The following is a 16,023-nucleotide window of genomic DNA, read 5'->3' as shown; positions in this document are numbered from 1 at the left end:
GACAGGCCCAAACCAAACGGGTGGACTGAGAAAAGGCGTGCCTCAGGCGGTCGCCGTGACCCGGGCCTGCGCCACCTTCAGGTCCTCGACGAAGCGGGCATATTCCTCCTCGGCCTGGACCTTGTCGGGGAGGCGGAGGAGGTAGCTCGGGTGGACGGTGATCCACGCCTCGCCGCCGTCGGGGAGGGTAATCGGCTTGCCGCGGGTACCGGAGATGGTGACGACCTTGCCGAGCAGCGAGCGGGCGGCGGTGACGCCGAGGGCCACCGTGACAGCGGGGCGGACCAGGACGCGTTCCTGGTCGATCCACCAGCGGCAGGCATCGATCTCCGGCGCGCCGGGCTTGGCGTGGATGCGGCGGCGGCCGCGTTCCTCGAACTTGAAATGCTTGACCGCGTTGGTGACGTAGACCTGCGTGCGGTCGATGCCCGCGGCGGCGATCGCGCGGTCGAACAACTGGCCGGCGGGGCCGACGAACGGTCGGCCGGCAATGTCCTCCTGATCGCCCGGCTGTTCGCCGACGAACATGAGCCGCGCATCGACGGGGCCCTCGCCGAACACGGTCTGCGTCGCGGGGCCGTAGAGCGGGCAGCGTGTGCAGCCGGCGGCCTCGCCGGCGAGCGCCTCCCAGGCGGCTCGGGCATTGTCGCCGATGTCGGCATGGGCGGTCTCGATCATACCACTCTCCCTTTTCTGTGCGCCGGCGAGCAGATCGGGGATCAGCGCGGTTTCGGGCATGTTCTTCCAATATTTGCGCGGCATTTCCTTGGTCATCGCGCCGACCTTCACCCGCGCCGGATTGAAGATCGCGGCATAGTAGGTCTTCCACATCTCCTCGAGCGGATCGCCGTCGGGGGCGTCGGTCTTGCGCGCGCCGGGGGCGAAGGCGAGGGCCGTGCCGTCCCAGTGGACCGACAATCCGGGGGTGAGGATCGACCAGTGCATCGTGGCGAAACGGCGCGCGAAAAAGTCCGCATTGATCCGGACGATGTGATTGTCGGGTTCGAACCAGGCGACGTAGCGCGTTTCGCCGCCGTCGACCGCCAGTTCGCGGAACCGGACGAAGGCGCGCATCTTGTGCATGTCGCGCCGGACGTCCTTGGCCATCAGTTCGATGCGCTGGACGAGCGGATCGGCGCGGTCGTCGAGCAGGCCCTGCTGCGCGCGGACGCGGATGAGCAGCGTGTAGAGCAAAGCGAACCGTTCGGGATCGCGGTGGCAGAGCGCGGTGCGGGCGAGATCGACGAACGGGCGGGGGACCGAGAACGCGCCGGGCGCGGCGTCGGGCGAAGCTTCGTCGCCGAACAGATCCGCGGGGCGTTCGCCGACCTGCCAGACGACGTCGTGCGGTGCGACCTGCGCCAGCGCCAAAGTGCGGGCGGCGGCGCGCCACCCGTCGAAATCATCCTCCGATGCCAGGGTCGCGACGCGCATGGGGTGCAAGACGCATGAACGGGCCGCGGGTTGCCGCGACCCGTCAGGTAATGATCAGAAACGCAGGCCGATGCCGCCGAGGATCTGATGACGATCGAGGCTGAGATCGACGCGGTCGGACGATCCGTCCGAGTAGTTCGCGGTCAGCGAGTAGTTGTTGTAGTCGGTGTAGCGATATTCGCCCTTGAGATAGAGGTTGGGCGTCACCGCGGCCTCGAACCCGGCGCCGAGCCGGATACCGTCGACATTGGCCTTGGCGGACTGATTGTCGAGGATGCCTTCGAAATCGACATAGTTCGCCTTGACCCGGGAATTGACGTACGCGGCGCGCGCATAGACCATGACCCGGCTGCTGAGCGCCTGGCCAATGCGGCCGCCGACTTCGACGCTGCGCCCGGCCTTGATGCAGGCTTCGTCGAGGCCGTAAACTTCGGCGCATTCGCGGATCGAGCTGTCTTCGATCCCGGCTTCGACGCCCGCGATCAGCGTGCTGCTGAGCGCGATGTCCCAGCCGAGGCTGCCGCCATAGGTGAAGCCGTCGTCGGGTGCCTGGAGCGCGGCGCTCTCCGCGTTGCCGGCGGCGTCGGTGGACGTGGCCTTCAGGCGCAGGCCGACATGATCCCAGCCGCCGTGGATTTCCATGCGCGGGCCGGCGAACACGTCGGCGGGCGCGTCGTCATAGACGGGCGCGTAGGCGAGCATGGGCGATTGCGGCGCGGGGCTGGCGGGGTAGTCCTGGGCCGCGGCGGGGGCGGCGAGAATGGCGAAGGCGGCGACGGCGATTTGCGATACGTGCATGAGAACCCCGGATGCGATGCGGAACTGCGATCGGGGCGGGTCTAGGGCGTAAGATACTAGGAAAGCGTGAAGTTCCGGGCGGACCGTCGCCGGTTCGGCGTCAGGCGGCGAACAGTTCGAGCTGTTCCTTCTTGGGGACGATGTGCGTCTTTAGATCGGCGCGGTCGGTAAGCGTGACGGGGCGCCAGTCGGTGGCGGAGATGAACGGCCGGACCTTGGCGATCGACACGGTGAGGCGGCCGACATCGTCGAGGCGGAGCGCGCGCCAGCGGCGGCTGACGATGATCGAGTTGACCGCCTTCACGCCCAGGCCGGGGACGCGAAGCAGCAGTTCGCGCGGCGCCAGGTTGACGTCGACCGGGAAGGTTTCGCGGAACTTGAGCGCCCAGGCGAGCTTCGGATCGATATCGAGCGGGAGCATGCCGTCCGCGTCGGTCGCGGCGACGACCTCCTTGGGCTGGAACCCGTAGAAGCGCATCAGCCAGTCGGACTGGTAGAGCCGGTGTTCGCGCATCAGCGGCGGGCGCTTCAGCGGGAGAATGGCGGATGCGTCGGGGATCGGGCTGAACGCGGAATAATAGACGCGGCGCAGGCCGAAGCGGTCGTAGAGCGTCGACGCCTTCGTCACGATATCGCCGTCGTTCGCGCTGTCCGCACCGACGATCATCTGCGTCGATTGACCGGCGGGGGCGAATTTCGGGGCGGCGCGGTACTTTTTGCGCGCGTCGTGGCCGTCCTCGATCGAGGTCTTCATCTCGCGCATCGCGCCGTCGATGCGGTCGGCGGACTTTTCGGGGGCGAGCCGCTTCAGCCCGCCGACGGTCGGCAGTTCGACGTTGATCGAGACGCGGTCGGCGTGGAGCCCGGCCTGCCGGACGAGTTCTGGATCGGCGTCTGGGATCGTCTTGAGGTGGATGTAGCCGCGGAACTGGTGGTCCTCGCGCAGCGAGCGCGCGACTTCGACCAGCTGCTCCATCGTGTAGTTGGGCGTGTTGATGATGCCCGAGGAGAGGAACAGCCCCTCGATATAGTTGCGGCGGTAGAAGGAGAGCGTGAGGTTGACGACCTCCTCCGCCGAGAAGCGCGCGCGGCGGACGTTCGAGCTCTTCCGGTTGATGCAGTAATGACAGTCGAAGATGCAGCTGTTGGTCAGCAGGATCTTGAGCAGCGAGATGCAGCGGCCGTCGGGCGCGTAGGCGTGGCAGATGCCCATGCCTTCGGTCGAGCCGATCCCCTTTTCCTTGCCGGCGCTGGAGCGCTTGGACGTGCCGGACGAAGCGCAGGACGCGTCGTATTTCGCGGCATCGGCGAGGATGGCGAGCTTTCCACGAGTGTCGAGTTGCGCCATTTGTTCAATCTATGTTCTGCTGACCCGAATGTCCAGATGCGACGTCTGGATAGTATCAGGGTTCCTCCGCCGCCTGACGCTTGGCCAGTTCGCGTTCGGCGCGGGCCTGCGCCAGGAATTGCTGGAAACAGCCGGTCTGGCCGTTCGATCCGCCGGTGTTGCAGCTGCCGGGCAGACCCTGGCGGCTGACATTTTCGAGTTCCATCGAGCGGGCGCCCCAGGCCATCGCCGCCGGCGCATCGGCCTTGCGCTTGTCGCGCAGCGGTTTGGGGACGCGGTAACGTTCGCCTTCCGGCATGCGGGCGCAGACGATCACTTCCTCGCCGGTGCTGCGCGGGCAGGGGTCCTTGCCGTAAACGGTGAGCTGCTGGATCCGTTCGGGCGGCGTGCCGCTGACCTTTTCCATGTCCTGCGCGCCCGCGGCGATCGGCGCGGCGGCGGCCAGCAGGACGAGGAAGGCGGGAATCTTCATGCGGGCATCTCCGGAACGGACGCGGCGATCAAGGCGCGCGGCACCATGACCGCGCGATGAACATCATGCATCGGACTTGGCCAGCGTGGACAATGCGTCGCGCGCCGCGTTCTGCAGGACCTCCATGACGGTCGGGTGGTAATAGGCCTGGTCCGCCAGCTCCTGCAGTGTGAGGCCGCAGGCGATACCGAGCGCCACCATGTGGGCGGGATGTTCGGCATCGGGGCCGACGATCGTGGCGCCGATCACGGTGCCGTCATGGTCGGCATAGAGCCGCACGATGCCGTCGCCGGCCGCATCGATATGCACGCGGCCATTGTCGCCGAACGTCGCGCTGCCGATCACGACGTCGCTGGGCAGTTCGTCATAGTCGCAGCCGACCATTGTGATCTGCGGATCGGTATAGGTGATGGTGAGTGGGGGGAGGATCGGGTCGCGGCGCAGGTCGTCGGGCCGCGCGGCGTTGTGCCCGGCGAGCCGGCCGGACCGCGCCGCTTCGTGCAGGACGGGGCGGCAGGCGCGCGCGTCGCCGGCGATGAACACCATACTATCGCCGCAGCGGCCGGTGCCGGCGTCGAAATGCGGCGTGCCATGATCGTCGCGGTCGATGCCGGCCGCGTCGAGGTTCAGCGTGTCGGAAACGGGCGGGCGGCCGGCGGCGGCGAGGACGAGGTCGAACATGGCGTCGCCCGCGTGGTCGCCGTCCCAGGCGAGGCGGATCTTGCCGTCGACGAGGTCCGCGGCGGTCAGGTCGGCGCCGAGCAGGATCGTGAAGTCCTGCGCCAGGCGGTCGCGGGCGATGCGTTCGGCCTCCGGATCGGCGATGCTCGCGATGACGTCGCCCTTGTCGATCATCGTTACGCGCGTGCCGAGCCGGGCAAAGGCGGCGGCGAGTTCGAGGCCGATCACGCCGGCCCCGAGCACCGCGAGCGTGGCGGGGATCGTCGGGATCTCGAAGATCGTGTCGCTGGTGCGGACATGCTCTGCGACCGGTTCGAGGATCTCGGGGAGCGACGGGGCCGATCCGGCGGCGATCACGATGGTGCGGGCGGTGATGTCCGGGCCGCCGTCCACGCTGAGCTGGCCGGGGGCGGTGAAGCGGGCGTGACCGGCGATGCGGCGGTCGGCGGGGATCGCGTCGACATCCTCCATGACGGAAGCGACGAAATAGTCGCGTTCGCGGCGGACGCGATCCATCACGGCGGGGCCGTCGACGGTGACGTCGCCGACCGTGACGCCGAACATCGCGGCCTGGCGGGCGTGGTGTGCAGTTCGGCCGGCGGCGATCAGCGCCTTGGACGGCATGCAGCCGACGCGGGCGCAGGTGGTACCGCCGGGGCCGGATTCGATCAGCACGGCGTGGGCACCTTCTGCGGTGGCCGCCTTGTAGGCTGCGAGGCCGGCGGTGCCCGCGCCGATGATGGCGACGTCGCAGTCGATACGGTGCATGAAATTCTCCTGATTACGCGCTCAACGCGTCAGGTTCACGCTATGTCCGTCAGGCGGGATTATCGGCGGCGAGCAGGGATTGCGCCCGTGCCAGAACGGGATCGCGGCCGGCGCGGAGATCGGCGAGCGATTGGGTGACGGGGACGGCGGGGAAGAGGCCGCGCCCCTCCAGCCGGACGTCGGCGGCGCTGCGGATGTCGAACACCGCGACCCAGAGTTCGCCGCCGTCGGGCAGTTTGGTTTGCGCGGCACCGGTGACCGCGCCCGCCGTCGTGCCGCCGATGACGGGGCCGCGGCCGCTGTCCTGTACCAGTGCGGCGAGGATTTCGGCACCGCTGGCGCTGCGCGGGCCGACCAGGACGGCGAGCGGGCCGGTATAGCTGCGCCGGCCCGCGCCGACGGTGGGGACGTCGAGCGTCTTGCCGCGCGCGACGCGGCGCAGGAGAGTGCGCTTGCGGTCGAACAATGTCCCGGCGACGCGGGCGACGGCGAGCGCCTCGCCCCCTTCGTTTTCGCGCAGGTCGAGGATGAGCGCGGCGGGGGGATCGGCGGCGATCTCGTCCTCGATCCAGCGGTCCTCGCCGCCGGCGAAGACGTCGAAGGCGAGCAGCAGGATGTCGCCGGGCAGGCGGGTGGCGCGGCGTGGCGGTTCGGGCGGGAGCAGCGTGCTGGTCAAAGTGAGCGTGCGGGGGCGGTCGGTGAGGTCGCGGAAGGCAAAGCGCGCGGACTGCCCGGCGCGGGGGTGCCAGTCGTCGTCGACCGGGCGGCCGTCGACACTGTCGATCAGCCAGCCGGGGCGGACACCGGCCGCGGCGGCGGGGCCGTCCGCGCGGACGGAGAGCACGCGCCAGACGCCGGCGGTGGGCCAGGCGGACAGGCCGAACTGCGCACTGTCCGCGCCAGCGTCCGCATCGGCATCGCGGCGGACGGCGGCGGGTGTGCGGATGTAGACATGACTGTCGCCGACCGTGGCGAGCATGGCGGCGAGGATGCGGTAGAGTGCGGCCTCGTCTGTGGCGGCGATCGCTTGCGGGCGGTAGCGTTCGTAGGCGGTGTTCCAGCTTTCGCCCAGACGGTCGCGGTCCCAGTAGCGGCGGTCGACCTCGTCCCAGACGCGGTCGAACAGATCGGCATGCTCGGGGCGCGGGGCGGCGGCCGCGAGCGTCGTGCCGGCAATCAGCGCGAGTGCGGCGCGGCGGGTCAGGGGAGCGTGCATGTGAGCGTCAGGCGGCGGGTGGGGACGGCGAAGCGGATGTCGGGGCAGGCGTCGAGCAGGTCGCGGCCGAAGGTGACGGCGGGGATGGCGCGTTGTGGTGCGGGGGTGCGCGCGGTGACGCGGATGTCGGCGGGGGGGGTGGCCGTGCCGGGGATCGGGGGGAGAGTGTTATCGCCGCGGAAGTCGGCGGTGCGGACCGACAGCGACGCCACGGTGAAGCCGCCGATCGTGACGGGGCGGTCGAGGATCATGGTGCGAACCGGGCGGGGGATGCCAAAGGCGCGCGTTTCGGTGCCGGTGGTCGTGGTGAAGCGGCCCGCGCCGCCGCGGGCGAGGACCGCCGCACCGGCGCCGGTGGCGAGCGTGGAGGCGTGGTTCAGCGTGAAGAGGAGCAGGACCGGGCCGCCGGGGGTGCGGGCGCGGGTAAAGAGGCCGAGATCCTCGCTGCGTTCCATCGTGAAGCTGACGGTTCGGGTGGGCATGGCGGCTGCGGGCGAGGTGAAGTGGAGTTCGGCGAAGGGGAGAAGGTCCGGGGCGATCTCGCCGTCGACGTTCGTGCAGCAGGGGCGCGGGTAGCTCGAGGCGGTGACGTCGACCTTGCGGCCGGCGACCACGAGGCGCGCGCGGGCGACGCGGCCGGGGATGGCGATGCGGCCGACCTGTGCGCCGCCGTCGCGTTCGAACTTGAGGAAGGTCAGGCGGGCGGCGGCGTCGGGGTTGAGTTCGACCACGGCATGTTGGTCGAGCGCTACGCGGAGGCGAAGGGGGACGCCGTCGATCGTGACGGACACGACCGGGTCGGCGCGGTCGAGCGTCAGCGTGCCGGTGGGGGCGGCGAGCAGGAGGGCGGTCAGCGCGGCGATCATGCGGGGACGATGGTCATGGTCGGCATGACGCTGCGCTGAATGCCGCCATCAACGCGCGGAGCCGCCCAGTTCGCGGTTGAGGTAGGCGAGGATCATCGCGGCCCGCTGCGCATCCTCGGTGCGGTCGGCGCCGGCGGCGTGGCCGCCTTCGAGTGCCTCGGAGTAGTAGAAGCGGTCGCCGAGTTGTTCGAGGCGGGCGGCGAACTTGCGGGCGTGGGCGGGGTGGACGCGGTCGTCCTTGGTCGATGTGTAGATGAACGGCGCGGGGTAGCGGACGCCGGGCTTCAACTGCTGCAACGGTGAGTAGCGCTGGATGAACGCCCAGTCGGCGGGGACGTCCGGGTCGCCATATTCGCCCATCCACGATGCGCCGGCCAGCAGGTGCGAGTAACGCTGCATGTCGATCAGCGGCGATCCCATCACGACCGCGCCGTAGAGATCGGGGCGCTGCGTCATGGCGACGCCGACGAGCAGCCCGCCGTTGGAGCGGCCGGATACCGCGATCTTGCGCGGGGCGGACACGCCGGTGCGGATCAGGTCCTCCGCCACGGCGTGGAGATCGTCGAATGCGTTCTGGCGTTTCTCACGCAGGGCGGCCTGGTGCCAGGCGGGGCCATATTCGCCGCCGCCGCGGATGTTGGCGAGGATATAGGCATTGCCCTGTTCCGCCCAGAACAGCCCGACCGGGCCGGCGCGGTAGGGTTGTTCGGTGAGATACGTCGGCGTCTGCGCGGCCTTGAAGCCGCCATAAGCGTGGATCAGCGCGGGGACGGGGCCGGTGGCGCCGGCGCGGCGGACGAGGAAATAGGGGATCTTCGTCCCGTCCTTCGACGTGGCGAAGCGTTGCGTGACCGAAAACTGCTTGGCGTCGAAGCGGGCGGGGAGGGCCTGCACGACGGTCGGTTTCGTGCCGGGCGCGACGGCGTAGAGCGTGGGGGGCAGCGTCATGCCCTCCACCCTGGCGAAGGCGAGGTCCTGCGCGCCCGATGCGGTGTCGAGGTGGACGGTGGCGTTGGCGGGGAGCGGGAGCGCGGTCTGGGTCCAGCCCCCCGCGCCGGGGGTGGCGGGGCGGGTGAGCGCGACGAGCTTGCCCGACACGTCGTCGAGCAGTTTCACCCACAGGACGGACTTGCCGGCGGAGACCTCCTCGATCGCCTGGGCGCGGGTGGGGGCCAGCACCAGTTCGGGCGTGACCGGGCGGTCGGCCAGCACGTCGGCGATGCGGTAGGCGACGAGCGCGCCCTGTGGCTGAGCCCCCCACGCGCTGTTCAGCTTGGCGATCAGGCGGCCGTCGATGACGTCCTGGATGTCGGCGTCGGCGGGAAGGGGGGAGGGGACGAGCCGGCCGTCGGGCGCGACGTGGCTGACCTCGGACCGGTAGAAATCGAGCCCGCGCGTGTAGAGCGGCCAGGCGGTGGTGCCGTCGACGATGGTGGTGACGCCGACCCGCACGTCGGTGGCGCGCCCCTCGCCCACCACGGGTGCGGCGGCGAGCGCGGTGCCGCGGACCCAGCGCTTGACGATCCGCGGATAGCCGGAGGTGGTGAGCGTGCCGGCGCCGTAGTCGGTCGCGACGTACAGGCTGTCGCCCGGGCCCCAGGCGACGTCGCTCTTGGCGGCGGGCAGGGTGAAGCCGCCGGGGACGAAGCGGCCGGCGGCGAGGTCGTATTCCCGCTCCACCCCCGCATCGGTGCCGCCGTCGGCGATCGACACCATGCAGCGGTCGTAGGCCGGCGCGCGGCAGGTGGCGCCGTGCCAGACCCAGCTCTTGCCCTCCGCCCGGCCGAGCGCATCGACATCGATCAGCGTGCGCCACTGCGGCTTGCCCGCGCGGAACGCGGCAAGCGGCGAGATGCGCCACAGGCCGCGCGGGTTCTTGGCATCGCGCCAGAGGTTGAGGACATTGTCGCCGGCGATCTGCGGCGTCGCGATCTGCGCATCGTCCTGCAGCAGCGCGAGCGCGCGGGCGCGGGTGGCGGCGAACCCGGGCGTCGCCTCCAGCACGGTCCGCGTCGCCGCATTCCACCCCCGCACCTGCGCCAGCGCCTGCACCCCCTCGACCTGTTCGGTATAGGCCAACGGATCGGGCGTCGCGGCGAGCAGCAGCAGGGCAAAAGCAATCATGCGGGACCTTTCCGGGGGAGGGGTCAGCGTATCCTGTGATGGGTGTGGGGGGAAGGTGGGTCTTTGCGGATGCTCAATACAAAAAGAGCTGTCGCTGCGGATCGGAGCCTTCCTGGACGTGAAGACTAGTTCAACAATTATCCACTCAACGCCGCCGCCATATAGTCTAACTGAAGTTGATTTATTCGTATATCAACTCCCACACAGCGTTTCTTAATGTAGATACCCATTGATATGAAAATTGCTATTGGCATGAAAAGATAAAACACAAAAATAAAGCATGCACCCGAAACATACGCGAAGTTATCATAAAAGATTGTACAGTAAGCAAAATATATTACGCTTATTGTAAAGAGACATGCCGATAAGTATAGAATGGTACGGTTCGTACGTTGGAAGCTCATCTCAAGTCCGCCAACATCAACTAGAATGCTGCCTGACTCAATTTTTAAGTAGGCCTTGTTTGCTGCCGCTATTGCCACGCCCAGCGTTGTTGCTCGCCTACGAAGGCCGGCAACACCACCGTCTGACACAGCTTGAATTACTGCCAACGCTAGATAAAGTCCGATACCGACCGTTTGCACGTTGGCGAGCTGAGAAAAAGTTAGAGAGTTGAGTTTGATTAGCCACGGTCCAAAATCGGCACTCATGTGAAGCTCTCCAGGGTAGCCTTGCAGAGCGTGATTAACGCGCGGGGGTTGCCGTTGACCACCCTTGCGTCTCGATCAGGTGTGTCGTCGGCTGATCTCCGACGTGCCGTCGAGGTTGATGGTGAGTTGAGTGACAAAGAAATTGAGTCAATCGCTGCACAACTCGCGGTACCGACCGAGGCTTTTTTTATTGATGAATCGCCACCGTTATTACAGACGATAGATTTTCGTACGGCTAATCCACACGTCGGAAAGTTTGAGCAAGGCACGCTAAGCGCAATCGCATTTGTAGAGCGAATTTCGGGCGCACTGGCATCTCTTAATTTAGGCACAAATATTGCCTCAAGTCTCGCACAGATTGAATCGAGCTACACTGATGCAGAGGCAATTAAATTGGCGGAGCTCTGGCGCGAGCGCTGGGGATTTACTAGCGACGATCAACTGGACGCTATAAATGCGAATGCCATTTATGTTAACTTGCGGGAGTTCATAGAAGGCTTGGGCGTCATTGTAATTCATAGGTCGTTTGGAACTGACGAAGCGGCAGGGATCTATACGCACTTTGCTGGCGGTCCTCACGCTATTACAATAAACGCTACAGGAAGCAGCAAGGCTCGAAAACTTTTTACATTAGCTCACGAGTTTTGCCACGTTTTAATACGGGCCGAAGGCGCGTCTAATCCATCAATTCTAACCAATAGAGTCGAGAAATTTTGTAACAAGTTTGCAGCATATTTTCTGGCACCCGATACTGTAATAAATAGAGCAATAAATATTTATCAGTACCCCCGCTCGGCAGATCACGACGTAATCAGGCGTTTCGCCGCGCGATTAGGAATCAGTCAGGAAGCCCTTGTTCGACGGCTGGTTGAGGTTGGTAGTCTTACTGCTGATGATTATGCGAAATGGCGGAGTAAGTTCAATGGAGTAACTCCGCCTGGGGATACTACAGATAATCAGAATGGCGGTAATGTTGATCCATTACAGACTAAGCGAACAATATATGGAAGTTTGTTGCTGTCGTTGCTTGGCCAAGCGCGTGCTCAGGGGCAATTAGACGATCTTGATATCTATCGCCTATCTGGATTGAAGCGGAAGTATCAAGATCAGCTGTTCAAGATCGAATAGGTCATGGCAGCGAAGAAGATACAAACAGAAATTAAATATCTGATAGACACATATGGGTTGCGAGCCGCATTAACAACAACTCAAAACAGTGTCCGTAGCGCGGTTATTAACGCGATAGAGTCTGGAGAAATGTTAATTATCAAGTCAGTCAGCAAAGAACTGAAGGAGAATGATCCTGAAGTGTATGCTGAGATGCAGGCAATTTCGTATAAAAAATATGCTAGTATAGATTTAGGGGCAAACAAAGCAGCTGCTGCGATGGTAGAGGCCCATGGTGGTTCGAAGCTTTTTGGTGTGACACCTCCGCTTGATCGATTTCGTGCGCTTGCGGTCGCCAGATTGCATAAGCTTGTACTGGTAAGCGATGGAAAAGCACTGAAAGATTGCCAAAGTGTAGCTGTCAAATGTCACTTACCCGCCGGTTGTGTTATCGGAATCGCTGCTGTCTAATTCGGATTGAAGCTTGCACTTTGACGGTGGGATAGATCAAAACACCCCCATGACAGAACCTCTCTATGCCGGCGTCGAGCTGGGCGGAACAAAGTGTGTGTGTATCCTGGCGGCCGGGCCGGATCGGGTGGTGGCGACGGAGCGGATCGCGACGGGGGCGCCGGGGGCGACGCTGGGGCGGATCGTCGAGGTGCTGCGCGAGTGGGACGTGGCGACGCGGGCACGGGCGCTGGGGGTCGGGAGTTTCGGGCCGCTGGAACTGGATCCGGATGCCCCGGACTATGGCCATGTCGTGCGGACGCCGAAGCCGGGGTGGTCGGGGGTCGATATCGTCGGGCCGCTGGTCGCCGCGACCGGACTGCCGGTGATGCTGGACACCGACGTGGCGGGGGCTGCGCTGGCCGAGGGGCGCTGGGGGGCGGCGCGTGGGCTGGCGAGCCACGCCTATGTGACGGTCGGCACCGGGATCGGGGTCGGGATCGTCGTCAATGGCCAGACGGTGCGCGGGCTGGGTCATCCGGAGGCGGGGCATCTGCGGATACCGCGGATGGCGGGCGACGACTGGCCGGGGCACTGCCCGTATCACGGGGATTGCGTGGAGGGGCTGGCGGCGGGGCCGGCGATCGCGGCGCGCAGCGGGCGGGCGGCCGAGCTGTTGTCCCCGGACGATCCGGCGTGGGACGGGGTGGTCCATGCGCTGGCGATGATGCTGCACAATCTGGTGCTGACCACCGCGCCGCAGCGCATCCTGCTGGGCGGCGGCGTGCCGGTGGGGCAGCCGCACCTGATCCCGCGGATCCGCGCCGCGCTGGTCGCCAGCCTGGGCGGTTATGCGCATGCGGAGCGGGTGGCGGAGGACATCCAGCGGTTCGTGTCCGGCCCGGAACTGGGCGCGATGGCGGGGCCGATGGGCGCGATCGCACTGGCGAGGCTGGCAATCGCGGACGTCGCCGCCTAGAGCAGGGGTGCGCGACGACAGGCATGAGGAACGGTACGGCATGGACGATGATTTCCGGCAGGCGGCGCTCGATTATCACCGGTATCCGCAGCCGGGGAAATTGTCGGTCGAACCGACCAAGCGGATGGCGAACCAGCGCGACCTTGCGCTGGCCTATTCCCCCGGCGTGGCCGCGGCGTGCGAGGCGATCGTCGCGGACCCGGACCAGGCACGCGAGCTGACGGCGCGCGGCAACCTGGTCGCGGTGATCTCCAACGGCACCGCGGTGCTGGGGCTGGGCAATATCGGGCCGCTGGCGGGCAAGCCGGTGATGGAGGGCAAGGCCGTCCTGTTCAAGAAATTCGCCGGGCTGGACGTGTTCGACATCGAAGTCGACGCGACCGATCCGGACCATTTCGTCGAGGTGGTGGCCGCACTCGAGCCGACGTTCGGCGGCATCAACCTTGAGGATATCAAGGCGCCGGAATGCTTCGCGATCGAGGCGAAGCTGCGCGCGCGGATGAACATTCCGGTGTTCCACGACGACCAGCACGGCACCGCGATCGTGGTGGCCGCGGCGGTGCGCAACGCGCTGCTGCTGCAGGGCAAGCAGATCGAGAATGTCCGGCTGGTGACGTCGGGTGCGGGTGCGGCGGCGCTGGCGTGCGTCGACCTGCTCGTCGCGATGGGGATGCGGATCGAGAACGTCACGATCACCGACATCAAGGGCGTGATCTATGCCGATCGCGAAACCGACATGCTGCCCAACATGGCGCGTTATGCGCACCAGACGGATGCGCGGAACCTGGCGGACGTGATCGCGGGGGCGGACATCTTCCTGGGGCTGTCGGCGCCGCGGGTGTTCAAGCCGGAATGGCTGCCGCTGCTGGCGGACAAGCCGCTGATCCTGGCGATGGCAAACCCGGAGCCGGAGATCCTGCCCGAGCTGATCGCCGAGCATCGGCCCGATGCGATCGTGGCGACCGGGCGGTCGGATTATCCGAACCAGGTCAACAACGTGCTGTGTTTCCCGTATATCTTCCGCGGGGCACTGGATTGCGGGGCGACCGCGATCACGCCGGGGATGGAGATCGCGGCGGTCGAGGCGATCGCGGCGCTGGCCCGTGCGGAACCGGACGAGACGGTGGCGCGTGCCTATGGCGGCCGGTCGCTGCTGTTCGGGCCAGGGCACATCATCCCCGCGCCGTTCGATCCGCGGCTGGCGACGGAGGTCGCGCCCGCGGTGGCGCGGGCGGCGGCGGCGGACGGTGTCGCGACGCGGCCGATCACCGATTTCGAGGCGTATCGCCGCAAGCTGCAGGTGTTCACATACCGGTCGAACCAGCTGATGACGCCGGTGTTCGAACGCGCGCGGACCGAGACGAAGCGGATTGCCTATGCCGAGGCGGAGGACGAGCGGATCCTGCGCGCGGCGCAGATCGTGGTGGACGAGCGGCTGGCGAAGCCCGTGCTGGTCGGCCGGCGCGAGGTGATCGCGGCGCGGATCGCAGCGCTCGGCCTGCGGATCCGCGAGGGCGAGGATATCGAGATCGCCGATCCCGAAGCGGACACCGCACTGTTCGCGCCGCTGGTGCCCGACTATCAGGCGCTGGTCGATCGCAAGGGCGTGACGCCGGCGGCGGCGGAACGGCGGCTGCGCAGCCGGCCGGCGGTGAGCGCCGCGATGCTGCTGAAGGCGGGGCATGTCGATGCCGCGCTGTGCGGCGGCAGCGCCGACTGGTGGCAGCAGACGACGTACGTCCTGCCGATCATCCCGCGCCGGGACGAGGTGACGCGCGTGTCGGCGATGACCGCGCTGATCGTCGGCGAGCGGACGTTGTTCTTCTGCGACACGCACATGAACGTCGATCCGAGCTGCGAGGAGGTCGCCGAGATGGCGGTGCTGGCGGCGCGCGCGGTGCGCGGGTTCGGGATCGTGCCGAAGGGTGCGCTGCTGTCGCACAGCAATTTCGGGGCGGCCAATACGCGCCAGCCGCGGAAGATGCGCGAGGCGCTGAAGCTGATCCGCGCGATGGACCCGGACCTGGAAATCGACGGCGAGATGCACGCCGACACCGCGCTGAGCGCGCCGCTCCGCGAGCGGATCGTGGGGTCGAGCGCGCTGACCGACAGTGCGAATCTGCTGATCTTCCCGACGCTGGACTCGGCCAACATCTCGCTGACGCTGCTGGCGGCGTCGGCCGAAGGGCTGGTGGTCGGGCCGATGCTGCTCGGCATGTCGAAGCCGATCCATGTGCTGACCTCTGCGGCGACGGCGCGGACGGTGGTGAACATGACTGCGCTGGCGGTGGCTGCTGGGTAGTTGGGTTGCGGGTTTCGGGGGTTGCCCCTGAGACCCGCTGAATGTTGAGCGTGACCGCGTCAGGTTGCGCGACTTGTCCCCGCCCCGTTTGGTTCGAGCCTGTCGAGAACTCTGCGCGGAGTTCTCGACAGGCTCGAACCAAACGGATCAGTGGGTGAGCCTATTGATACGGTGAAGCGCTAGGTTGCGCCGATCCGTCCTAGCCAGCGACGTCGCAGCATTCTCCCCGGAGCGCGGCCGTGGAGCGCTGCTGGCGTCTCGGCTGCGCTCCACGGTCCCTCGACTGCGCTCGGGACAAGCGGGTTTAAGGTAGAACGCCGCTCGTTGGTTGGACGGGTGCAGGTCGCTCTGCATCCGTCGACCATATGAGGCCGACATCTCGTTCTTGCGCGCGTTTGTTACGTGAGGGCCCACCTAGGCCCCGGCCTTCGCCGGGGAACAGTCGGCGTTGCGGTCGGGCCTAGTTCCTGATCTTCGCGCAGGCTTCGGCGTTGCCGGCGGTGCAGGCTTCGGCGGTCTTGGCTTTCCAGGCGGCGACGCGGGCGGCGTAGTCGGCTTCGGTTTCTTCGGCGATGCGCTGGACTTCGATCGTCTGCTGGTTCGTGACCGCGACGGCGCCGCGATACTGGGCGGCCTGGGCGGCGCGGTTGGCGGCCTGGGCGCGGAGTTCGGCCAGGACCTTGCCGTTCAGCGTCAGCGCGGTTTCGGCGCCGGGGAGCGTTTCGGTCGCGGCGGCGACTGGCGCCGGGTTCGGAGCCTGTGCGGCGAGCGGGGCGGCGGCGAGGGCCAGCAGGGGGATGAGCAAGGCGCGCATGTCAGGTCTCCGGA

Annotated in this window: 14 protein-coding genes; 4 read left to right on the top strand and 10 right to left on the bottom strand. The window is 66.7% G+C overall.

All coding sequences use genetic code 11. The features are described from left to right. Window positions 1-42: 42 nt before the first annotated feature. From IEX50_RS08610 to IEX50_RS08570, 9 genes are all read right to left on the bottom strand, one after another. Window positions 43-1,434 carry a UdgX family uracil-DNA binding protein gene (locus IEX50_RS08610; RefSeq protein ID WP_157174721.1) on the bottom strand — a complete coding sequence of 464 codons (1,392 nt, stop codon included), beginning with the start codon at window positions 1,432-1,434 and terminating at the stop codon, window positions 43-45. Window positions 1,435-1,488: 54 nt separating this feature from the next. Then, window positions 1,489-2,232 carry an outer membrane protein gene (locus IEX50_RS08605; protein WP_157174722.1) on the bottom strand — a complete coding sequence of 248 codons (744 nt, stop codon included), beginning with the start codon at window positions 2,230-2,232 and terminating at the stop codon, window positions 1,489-1,491. Window positions 2,233-2,332: 100 nt separating this feature from the next. Beyond that, window positions 2,333-3,580 (bottom strand): putative DNA modification/repair radical SAM protein, encoded by a 1,248-nt coding sequence (locus IEX50_RS08600; protein ID WP_157174723.1) that lies wholly within the window; start codon window positions 3,578-3,580, stop codon window positions 2,333-2,335. 55 nt (window positions 3,581-3,635) lie between these two features. Next, window positions 3,636-4,052, bottom strand: a complete 417-nt coding sequence (locus IEX50_RS08595; protein WP_157174724.1) for a hypothetical protein — start codon at window positions 4,050-4,052, stop codon at window positions 3,636-3,638. Between the two features lie 63 nt (window positions 4,053-4,115). Next, complete coding sequence (locus tag IEX50_RS08590) at window positions 4,116-5,501, bottom strand: dihydrolipoyl dehydrogenase (RefSeq protein WP_157174725.1); 1,386 nt, start codon at window positions 5,499-5,501, stop codon at window positions 4,116-4,118. Between the two features lie 49 nt (window positions 5,502-5,550). Beyond that, window positions 5,551-6,717, bottom strand: a complete 1,167-nt coding sequence (locus tag IEX50_RS08585; RefSeq protein WP_157174726.1) for a S41 family peptidase — start codon at window positions 6,715-6,717, stop codon at window positions 5,551-5,553. Continuing rightward, window positions 6,702-7,583, bottom strand: coding sequence for a hypothetical protein (locus IEX50_RS08580; RefSeq protein WP_157174727.1), 882 nt, complete (start codon window positions 7,581-7,583; stop codon window positions 6,702-6,704). Before IEX50_RS08580 ends, IEX50_RS08585 begins: the two co-directional genes overlap by 16 nt. Window positions 7,584-7,631: 48 nt before the next feature. Beyond that, a complete protein-coding gene (locus IEX50_RS08575; protein WP_157174728.1) occupies window positions 7,632-9,707 on the bottom strand; it encodes a prolyl oligopeptidase family serine peptidase in 2,076 nt (691 codons plus the stop codon). A 137-nt stretch (window positions 9,708-9,844) separates the two neighbouring features. Further along, window positions 9,845-10,357 carry a hypothetical protein gene (locus IEX50_RS08570; protein WP_157174729.1) on the bottom strand — a complete coding sequence of 171 codons (513 nt, stop codon included), beginning with the start codon at window positions 10,355-10,357 and terminating at the stop codon, window positions 9,845-9,847. Between the two features lie 126 nt (window positions 10,358-10,483). Here IEX50_RS08570 and IEX50_RS08565 point away from each other — a divergent pair, with 126 nt between their 5' ends. The 4 genes from IEX50_RS08565 to IEX50_RS08550 are packed head-to-tail and all read left to right on the top strand — an operon-like array spanning window position 10,484 to window position 15,195. Next, the gene (locus IEX50_RS08565) at window positions 10,484-11,485 is read left to right on the top strand and encodes an ImmA/IrrE family metallo-endopeptidase (protein ID WP_188699449.1); all 1,002 of its coding nucleotides are present in this window, start codon (window positions 10,484-10,486) and stop codon (window positions 11,483-11,485) included. 3 nt (window positions 11,486-11,488) lie between these two features. Further along, complete coding sequence (locus IEX50_RS08560; protein WP_157174731.1) at window positions 11,489-11,935, top strand: hypothetical protein; 447 nt, start codon at window positions 11,489-11,491, stop codon at window positions 11,933-11,935. 49 nt (window positions 11,936-11,984) lie between these two features. Next, window positions 11,985-12,893: an ROK family protein gene (locus IEX50_RS08555; RefSeq protein ID WP_157174732.1), complete on the top strand. Its 909-nt coding sequence runs from the start codon at window positions 11,985-11,987 to the stop codon at window positions 12,891-12,893. A gap of 40 nt (window positions 12,894-12,933) precedes the next feature. Further along, a complete protein-coding gene (locus tag IEX50_RS08550) occupies window positions 12,934-15,195 on the top strand; it encodes an NADP-dependent malic enzyme (protein ID WP_157174733.1) in 2,262 nt (753 codons plus the stop codon). A 460-nt stretch (window positions 15,196-15,655) separates the two neighbouring features. On the opposite strand, the gene IEX50_RS08545 is transcribed toward IEX50_RS08550, so the two are convergent. Next, window positions 15,656-16,009 (bottom strand): hypothetical protein, encoded by a 354-nt coding sequence (locus IEX50_RS08545; protein ID WP_157174734.1) that lies wholly within the window; start codon window positions 16,007-16,009, stop codon window positions 15,656-15,658. Between the last annotated feature and the right edge of the window lie 14 nt (window positions 16,010-16,023).

The sequence above is a fragment of the Sphingomonas prati genome (assembly GCF_014643515.1).
In the GTDB taxonomy this organism is placed as follows: Bacteria; Pseudomonadota; Alphaproteobacteria; order Sphingomonadales; family Sphingomonadaceae; genus Sphingomonas_R; species Sphingomonas_R prati.
This window is presented reverse-complemented; position numbering and strand designations above follow the sequence as displayed.